This window comes from Amycolatopsis sp. SID8362 (assembly GCF_010550475.1).
GTDB lineage: Bacteria > Actinomycetota > Actinomycetes > Mycobacteriales > Pseudonocardiaceae > Amycolatopsis > Amycolatopsis eburnea.
Genome location: NZ_JAAGNB010000792.1, coordinates 1 through 7,314, shown reverse-complemented (window position 1 = coordinate 7,314; position 7,314 = coordinate 1). Strand labels below are relative to the sequence as shown.

Annotated in this window: 11 protein-coding genes and 1 pseudogene; 9 read left to right on the top strand and 3 right to left on the bottom strand. The window is 71.4% G+C overall.

Annotated features, from left to right (window positions below; genetic code table 11):
• Nucleotides 1-352, top strand: a pseudogene (locus tag G3I65_RS24605) (hypothetical protein); the annotation flags it as partial.
• A gap of 136 nt (nucleotides 353-488) precedes the next feature.
• Here the strand turns inward: G3I65_RS24605 and G3I65_RS24600 are convergent.
• The gene (locus tag G3I65_RS24600) at nucleotides 489-1,025 is read right to left on the bottom strand and encodes a TetR/AcrR family transcriptional regulator (protein WP_160698195.1); all 537 of its coding nucleotides are present in this window, start codon (nucleotides 1,023-1,025) and stop codon (nucleotides 489-491) included.
• An 89-nt stretch (nucleotides 1,026-1,114) separates the two neighbouring features.
• Here G3I65_RS24600 and G3I65_RS24595 point away from each other — a divergent pair, with 89 nt between their 5' ends.
• The 7 genes from G3I65_RS24595 to G3I65_RS59075 all read left to right on the top strand — a co-directional run bounded on the left by G3I65_RS24595 (nucleotide 1,115) and on the right by G3I65_RS59075 (nucleotide 5,512).
• Entirely contained in the window at nucleotides 1,115-2,011 is an 897-nt protein-coding gene (locus G3I65_RS24595) for a TIGR03564 family F420-dependent LLM class oxidoreductase (protein WP_160698194.1), read from the top strand.
• A 76-nt stretch (nucleotides 2,012-2,087) separates the two neighbouring features.
• Nucleotides 2,088-2,270 (top strand): hypothetical protein, encoded by a 183-nt coding sequence (locus G3I65_RS24590; protein WP_160698193.1) that lies wholly within the window; start codon nucleotides 2,088-2,090, stop codon nucleotides 2,268-2,270.
• A 125-nt stretch (nucleotides 2,271-2,395) separates the two neighbouring features.
• Entirely contained in the window at nucleotides 2,396-2,881 is a 486-nt protein-coding gene (locus G3I65_RS24585; RefSeq protein WP_160698192.1) for a GNAT family N-acetyltransferase, read from the top strand.
• Nucleotides 2,878-3,801, top strand: coding sequence for an amino acid ABC transporter permease (locus G3I65_RS24580; RefSeq protein WP_160698191.1), 924 nt, complete (start codon nucleotides 2,878-2,880; stop codon nucleotides 3,799-3,801). The genes G3I65_RS24585 and G3I65_RS24580 overlap by 4 nt, the downstream gene beginning before the upstream one ends.
• Complete coding sequence (locus G3I65_RS24575) at nucleotides 3,798-4,565, top strand: amino acid ABC transporter ATP-binding protein (RefSeq protein WP_160698190.1); 768 nt, start codon at nucleotides 3,798-3,800, stop codon at nucleotides 4,563-4,565. Before G3I65_RS24580 ends, G3I65_RS24575 begins: the two co-directional genes overlap by 4 nt.
• An 8-nt stretch (nucleotides 4,566-4,573) precedes the next feature.
• Nucleotides 4,574-5,122: a transporter substrate-binding domain-containing protein gene (locus G3I65_RS59080; RefSeq protein ID WP_375336712.1), complete on the top strand. Its 549-nt coding sequence runs from the start codon at nucleotides 4,574-4,576 to the stop codon at nucleotides 5,120-5,122.
• A gap of 54 nt (nucleotides 5,123-5,176) precedes the next feature.
• Nucleotides 5,177-5,512 (top strand): hypothetical protein, encoded by a 336-nt coding sequence (locus G3I65_RS59075; protein WP_375336711.1) that lies wholly within the window; start codon nucleotides 5,177-5,179, stop codon nucleotides 5,510-5,512.
• Here G3I65_RS59075 and G3I65_RS24565 read toward each other — a convergent pair.
• Nucleotides 5,484-6,134 (bottom strand): nitroreductase family protein, encoded by a 651-nt coding sequence (locus G3I65_RS24565; protein WP_160698189.1) that lies wholly within the window; start codon nucleotides 6,132-6,134, stop codon nucleotides 5,484-5,486. The genes G3I65_RS59075 and G3I65_RS24565 overlap by 29 nt on opposite strands.
• A 28-nt stretch (nucleotides 6,135-6,162) precedes the next feature.
• Here G3I65_RS24565 and G3I65_RS24560 point away from each other — a divergent pair, with 28 nt between their 5' ends.
• The gene (locus G3I65_RS24560; RefSeq protein ID WP_160698188.1) at nucleotides 6,163-6,783 is read left to right on the top strand and encodes a TetR/AcrR family transcriptional regulator C-terminal domain-containing protein; all 621 of its coding nucleotides are present in this window, start codon (nucleotides 6,163-6,165) and stop codon (nucleotides 6,781-6,783) included.
• Here the strand turns inward: G3I65_RS24560 and G3I65_RS24555 are convergent.
• Nucleotides 6,773-7,314: LuxR C-terminal-related transcriptional regulator (locus tag G3I65_RS24555; RefSeq protein WP_160698187.1), on the bottom strand; the 542-nt coding region annotated here is incomplete at its 5' end. The genes G3I65_RS24560 and G3I65_RS24555 overlap by 11 nt on opposite strands.

The window sequence follows — 7,314 nt, the reverse complement described above, 5'->3', positions numbered from 1 at the left end:
CGACCTGGCGACGGCGTGGCCCCGCCTGTGGCTGGTATTGCCGGACGCGGCCCGGACCGCGGTGCAGGAAGCGAACGGCGCGGTGGTGGCGGCCCAGCGGCTGGCCGGCTGGGCGGTGGCGTACCTGGCGCTCACCTTCGTGTGGTGGCCGGCGGCCCTGATCGCTTCCGTCGCGGTCACGGTCGCCTGGCGCCGCGCGACCGCGGCGGCCGGCACGCTGGCGGATCTCACCGAAGCGGTCGTCGACCTGCACGGCCGGACGCTGGCGGAATCCCTTGGCGTCGAGTGCCCGGAAGCGCTCGACCGCGAGACCGGTGGCCGGATCACGGCGCTGTTGCGCAAGCGCGCCTGACCGACGCCCGGCAGGCGCTGGGGACGGAATCGCTCGGCCGCGAGACCGGCGGTCGAATCACGGCGCTGTTGCGCAAAGGCGTCTGACCGACGCCCGGCAGGCGCTGGGGACGGAATCGGTCGGCCCGCCGGCGTCGCTACGCCGGCCGGGCGCGGAGGCCGTCCAGCATGACGACGGTGAGGTAGTCGTCGGGGCGGGCGCCCGGGCGGCAGATGATCGTGCTCAGCAGCCGCTGGACCTCGGGGGTGGGCACGTCCGCGCGCAGGGTGCCTTCCCGCTGGGCGCGGACGATGAGGTCGGTCAGCATGGTGTCGACCGTGTGCTGGAGTTCGGCCTGGGTCTCGTTCTCGTCGTCCGGCAGCAGCGCGGTCAGGGACTTCGCGAGCGCCAGCGGCAGTGTCGCGCAGTGCCGGATGACCGCCCGCAGTTCGGCCCACGCCGATTCTTCGCGCTCGCGGGCGGTGCGGGCGAAGTCCGCGAGGTCGCGCAGGGCGCCGAGGCCGATGTCCAGTGCGAGCGCCCGCCGGTCGGGGAAGTGGCGGTAGAGGGTTCCGACGCCCAGCCCGGCCGCGTCGGCGATCTCGCACATGGGCACGTCGGGGCCGCGTTCGGCGAACAGCCGCACGGCTTGCGTGACGATCCGCTCGCGGTTGCGCACCGCGTCGGCCCGCATGACCGGCCTCCTCCCAAAACGGAATGTCGGGTTCATCTTATGCTACGTTCGCGGCAGAAGGTGAATCTGACATTCCGGTTGGAGGCGGCATGCGGATCGGGCTCTACGCGACCAGTGCGACGGGACTCGAGGGGATCGTCGGGGACATCGCGGCGGCCGAGCGGCTCGGGCTGGACAGCGCGTTCTTCCCGCAGCTGACGGCGTGGGACGCGCTGACCGTCGCGGCCGTCGCCGGTCAGCGGGTCCCGCGGATCGGGCTGGGCACGGCGGTCGTGCGGACGTTCGCCCAGCACCCGTTGGCGCTGGCCGGTCAGGCGCTGACCGCCCAGGCGGCTACCGGCGGGCGGCTGACGCTGGGAATCGGGCCGAGCCACCGCGAGATCGTCGAAGGCGGCTACGGGCTTTCCTACGACCGGCCCGCGCGGCACGTCCGCGAATACCTGCAGGCTCTGAACCCGTTGCTGCGCGGGGAAACCGTCGATTTCCGCGGGGAGACGCTCTCGGCGGCGGGGTTGGTCGAGGTGCCCGGAGCCGAGCCGCCTCCGGTGCTCGTGTCCGCGCTCGGTCCGATGATGCTCGCCATCGCGGGGGAGCTGGCCGACGGCACGGTGACCGTGTGGGCCGGCCCGGAGGTGCTGGGCGAGGTCGTCGTCCCGAAGATCACCGACGCCGCGAGCCGCGCCGGTCGGCCTGCTCCGCGCGTGGTCGCGACGGCCATGTTTTCGGTGACGGCGGCCCCGGACCGCGTCCGGGACGACATCCGCGCCCGGTTCGGCGGTGCGGGGGAGTTCGCGAGCTACCGGCGGCTGCTGCGGCAGCAGGGCAAAGCCGGGATCGAAGACACCGTGACCGCCGGTACCGAAGACCTGGTGGCCGCCACGGCCCGCCGGTTCGCCGAGGCGGGAGTCACGGACCTGCTGATCAGCCCGGTCGGCACCGACGAAGAACGGCGGCGCACGCTGGCGTTCGTCGCGCGCCTGTCCTGATCGTCCTGGCGCACCTGCTTTCAGGATGTGGACGCGCTGGGTTCGCGGCGCCGCGGCGCGGAGCATGTGGCACGTGATGAAACGACTGCTCGATGCACTGGGACGGGCGTTCACGGGGGTCGGCTGGGTGCTGGTGCCGCCGGTGCCGCCGTTCGAACCGGGCTTCGCCGTGCCGATGCCGCGGCGGACGGCGGACGACCCGCGAGTGCCGTTGTCGAAGCGCGAGCGGGAGGCGTTCCGGCGCATCGTGTCGGGCTGAGGTCCAGGATCTGGAACCCGGCGCCGCCGCGTTGACCGGGCTCGGCCCGGCTCCATAAGGTCTGGGGGTCAGCGAAAAGCGTCCCGGATGCTTTTCTCCCCATTCTTTCCGGAGCAGGTGTTCTCATGCCCGAATCCGTCTGGGTCGCCCAGTCTGATCCGCGGGTCCGGCCATTGCTCGCCGACCTGGCCCGCGAATATTCGACCCGTTACCACCGCGCGCTCGACGACGTCCACCTCGAACTCCGCGAATACCCCGCGCGGCGGTTCGCGGCGCCGGAAGGCGGACTGCTGCTGCTCGTCCGAAACGGCCACGCCGTCGCGGGCGGCGCCTTCCAGCGCCACGACGACGAGACCGCCGAGCTCAAGCGGATCTGGACCCACCGGGCGCATCGCGGCACCGGGCTCGCCCGGCGTGTCGTCGCCGAGCTGGAGTTCGAGGCCGCGCGCCGCGGGTACAGCCGGATCTTCCTCACCACCGGCCCGAACCAGCCCGAGGCACGGGGCCTCTACCTGGCCACCGGTTACACGCCGCACTTCGACGTCGACGCGGTGCCCGCCACGCGCCTGCCGTTCTCGAAAGCGCTTACCGTCCCGGTGGGGGCGAGGTGACCAGCGACCTCGGTACCCGTCCCGCGCCCGCCGCGGCGCCGGAGGAGTCGCTCAAGATCGTGCCCGCGCGGCGTCCGATGACCTGGGTGGCCGCCGCCGTCGTCGCCGTGCTCGTCGCGATGGCCGGGCACGCGCTGGTGACCAACAAGGCGTTCGACTGGCCGACCTTTTCCCGGTTCGTCTTCCAGAAATCGATCCTGGAAGCGGTCGCGCTGACCCTGGAGCTCACGTTGTTCGGGGTCGTCGCGGGATTCCTGCTGGGCACGGTTCTGGCGTTGATGCGCATTTCCCGCAACCCGCTCCTCCGGGCGGTGAGCTGGACTTACACGTGGATCTTCCGGTCGGTCCCGCTCATTCTGCAGCTGCTGTTCTGGTACAACCTCGCGATCCTGTACAACGAGATTTCCTTCGGCGTCCCGTTCGGGCCGTCGTTCGTCTCGGTCGGGACGATGAGCCTGATCCCGCCGTTCCTCGCCGCCGGCCTCGGGCTCGCGCTGCACCAGGGTGCCTACGCCGCGGAGATCGTGCGCGCCGGGTTCCTCTCGGTCGACGCCGGGCAGCGCGAAGCCGCGGCGGCGCTGGGCATCCCGGCCGGACGGCAGTTCCGCCGGATCGTGCTGCCGCAGGCGATGCGCACGATCGTGCCGACCGCGGCCAACGAGATCGTGGGGCTGTTGAAGGCGACGTCGCAGGTGTACGTGATGGCGTTGCCGGAGCTGTTCTACCAGGTCCAGGTGATCTACACGCGCAGCGGCCGGGTGATCCCGCTGCTGCTCGTGGCCACCGCCTGGTACCTCGCGCTGACCACCGTGCTGTCGGTCGCGCAGTACTACGTCGAACGCCACTTCGGCCGCGGCGCCCAGCGCACGCTGCCGCCGACACCGCTGCAGCGCCTTCGCGCGATCTGGGGGCGGCCATGACCGCGGACTACATGGTGGACGTGCGCGGCGTGCACAAGAGCTTCGGTGCCCTGACCGTGCTCGACGGCGTCGACCTCCAGGTGCGACCGGGGGAGGTCACCGTCCTCTTGGGACCGTCCGGGTCCGGGAAGTCGACGCTGCTGCGGCTGATCAACCACCTCGAGCGCGCCGACCGCGGCTTCATCAGCGTCGGCGGCGAGCTGATGGGGTACCGCCGCTCCGGCAACCGCCTGCACGAGCTGAAGGAGCGGGACATCCTCAAGCAGCGCACCCGGATCGGGTTCGTCTTCCAGAACTTCAACCTCTTCGGGCACCTGACCGTGCTGGAGAACGTCGTCGAGGCGCCGATCTCGGCCCAGCGCCGCCCGCGTGCGGAAGCCGAGGGCAAGGCCCGCGAGCTGCTCGCCCGCGTCGGGCTCGAGGACAAGGTGTCCGAGTACCCGAGGCGGCTGTCCGGCGGGCAGCAGCAGCGGGTCGCGATCGCGCGGGCGCTGGCACTGGAACCGGACGTCCTGCTCTTCGACGAACCCACGTCGGCACTCGACCCCGAGCTGGTCGGTGAAGTCCTGGAAGTCGTCCGGGACCTCGCGAAAGCGGGCACGACCATGGTCGTCGTCACCCACGAGCTCGGCTTCGCCCGCGAAGTCGCCGACAACGTCGTGTTCCTCGACGAAGGGCGGGTGGTCGAACAGGGCCCGCCCGCCGAAGTACTCGACCACCCCCGGCACGCCCGCACGCGGGCCTTCGTCGAAAAAGTCCTTTGAGGAGAGTCATGAGGCTGAGAACCCTTTTGCTGGCTTCGGTGTTCGCGCTCGCCGCGTGCGGCAGCCCGGAGGCGGCCACCACCGCGCCGGCGGACCAGCCGGGCGGCGTCAACATCACTGCGAACCAGAACCGCGTCCGGGCGCAGAAAGTCGACGCGATCGCCGCGCTCGTTCCGGCCGACATCCGGTCCCGCGGCACGCTGGTGGCCGGGACCACAGGCAACGGCACCCCGCCGCTGTCGTTCCGCGCCGACGACGACAAGACGCTGATCGGCGTCGAGCCCGACCTCGCGCAGCTGGTGGCCGACGTGCTCGGGCTGAAGCTCGACCTGCGGGCCTCGTCCTGGGAAAACCTGTTCCTGTCGGTGGAGAACCGCCAGTTCGACGCCGGGTTCTCGAACATCACGGTGACCGAGGAGCGCAAGGACAAGTACGACTTCGCCACCTACCGCAAGGACACGATCGCGTTCGAGGTCAAGAACGAGAAGAACGTCACGGTGAAGGACGCGAAGGACATCGCCGGGCTCACCGTCGGCGTCGGCGCGGGGACCAACTAGGAGCAGATCCTGCTGCGCTGGGACCAGCAGAACCGGACGGCCGGGCTCGCCCCGGTGAAGTTCCAGTACTACCAAACGACCTCCGACTACTACCTGGCGCTGCAGTCCGGCCGCATCGACGCCTACGTCGGCCCCAACCCGACGTCGGCCTACCACGTGGCGGTGGAGGGCAAGACGAAGATCGTCGGCACGGTCTCCGGCGGCGGCACGATCGAGGCCGACATCGCGGCGATGACGAAGAAGGACAACGGCTTCGTGAAGGCGCTGCAGCAGGCTCTGGACACGGTGATCAAGAACGGTCAGTACGCGGAGGTCCTGAAGCGCTGGAACCTCGCGTCGGAGGCACTGCCGGCGTCGGAGGTCAATCCGCCGGGCCTGCCCCGGAAGTGACCGGCTCGCGGTCGGCCGCGCCCCAGGACTCGAAGTAGACGGTGCTCGCCAGGTCCGGGCGCGCGGCGGGGCGGAAGTCGCGTTGCGTGGTGTAGGCGACGGCCAGCAGGCTGATCTGCTGCACGTCGTCCGGGATGCCGAGCACGGCGGCGACGTCCGCTTCGTGGTCCTGGAGGTGGTAGCCGCAGATCGAGCTGCCGAGGCCGCGGGCGCGCAGGGCGAGCTGGAAGCTCCAGATGGCCGGGTAGGCGGAGCCGAAGTACGCGGACTGGGAGAACGCGTCGGCCGGCGGGCGGCCGATCATGCAGGGGATGGCCAGCACCGGCACGCGTTCGAGGTTGTGGACGAGGTGCTGGGCGGATTCCAGCGCGCGGCGCTCGACGAGGTGGCCGTACTTCGCCCAGGCCGCCTCGGCCGTCATGCGGTTGTACCGGGCGATCTCGGCTTTCGTGCCTGCGTCCCGGACGAGGAGCCAGCGGAACTGCGCCGCCATGCTGCCCGCCGCCGGTGCCTGCTGGGCGATGCGGAGGCAGCCGTCCAGGACGTCCTGCGGGACGTCGCGGGTCAGGTCGAGCTTGCGGCGGACGGATCGGGTGGTCGTGAGCACGGTGTCGGCATCCATACTTACACTGTATGCGTACACTGTAAGTGTGTCACTGAACCGGGAGAAGATCCTCGACGCGGCCTTGCGGCTGGCCGACGAGCAGGGGATGGCCGCGCTGTCGATGCGCAAGGTCGCGACGGCGGTCGGCGTCGAGGCGATGTCGCTCTACAACCACGTGGCGAACAAGGGAGACCTGCTGGACGGCCTCACCGCGCGTGCCTTCGAGGAAGTGCCGCTCCCGGACCCCGCGCTGCCCTGGGACGCACGGCTGCGCTCGCTGGCCGAAGGACTGCACGCGAGCTTCACGCGGCATCCGGTCGTCGTCCGGGCGCTCGCCGCGCAGGACGCCAACCCGCGCTCCACCGGGGCCCTGCGGGTGATCGACGCGCTCCTGCGCGCCCTGCTCGACGCGGGCCTGGACGAGCACGCCGCGGCGCGTGCCTACCGGTCGCTGCTGGGCATGCTGTTCGGCTCGGTGCTCACCGGGACGGCCGGGGCCGGGGTGAAGGCCGAGCGGGCCGAGCCGGTGGGGGCGTGGTTCCGCCGGATGGTGACGGCCGAGGAGCTGCCGAGCCTGCACCGCGCGCTGCCCGCGCTGGAGGCGGGCGACTGCGTCCAGGATTTCGAGTACCAGCTCGACCTGCTCATCGGCGGGCTCACCCGCTGATCGCCGCCGCGTAGTCGGACAGGGTCGCGCGGTCGGGGAGCTTCGTCTTCGTCATCAGGCTCGACACGTGCTTTTCCACCGTCTTCGGGGAAATCAGCAGGCGCCGGGCGATGTCGGTGTTGCCCAGCCGGTGGACCAGCAGCCGGAAGACGTCGTACTCCCGCACCGTGACACCGGCGTCGCGCAGCTCGCGCGGGAGGCGGTGGAGGCCGGGGCGGCGTTGCCGGACGGCTTCCCCGGCTCGGCGCAGCAGCGTCCGGCAGGCTCCGGCGACGACGGGGACAGCCGCTTCGTGGAAGTACTCCTCCGCCGCTCGCAGCCACGGGACCGGGTCGCCCCAGCCGTCGGCCAGTGCCGCTTCGGCGACGAGCCGGGCGCCGAGGTGCGTGGCCATCCGGTACGGGTGCGCCGCTTCCCGGGCCTCCTTCGCCGCGGTTTCGGCGCCGGGGGTGTCGCCGTGACGGCCGTGCGACACCGCCTGAGCCAGCGCGGTGAACTGCCGGTTCCAGCGCAGGCGGCTCGCGGGGGCCG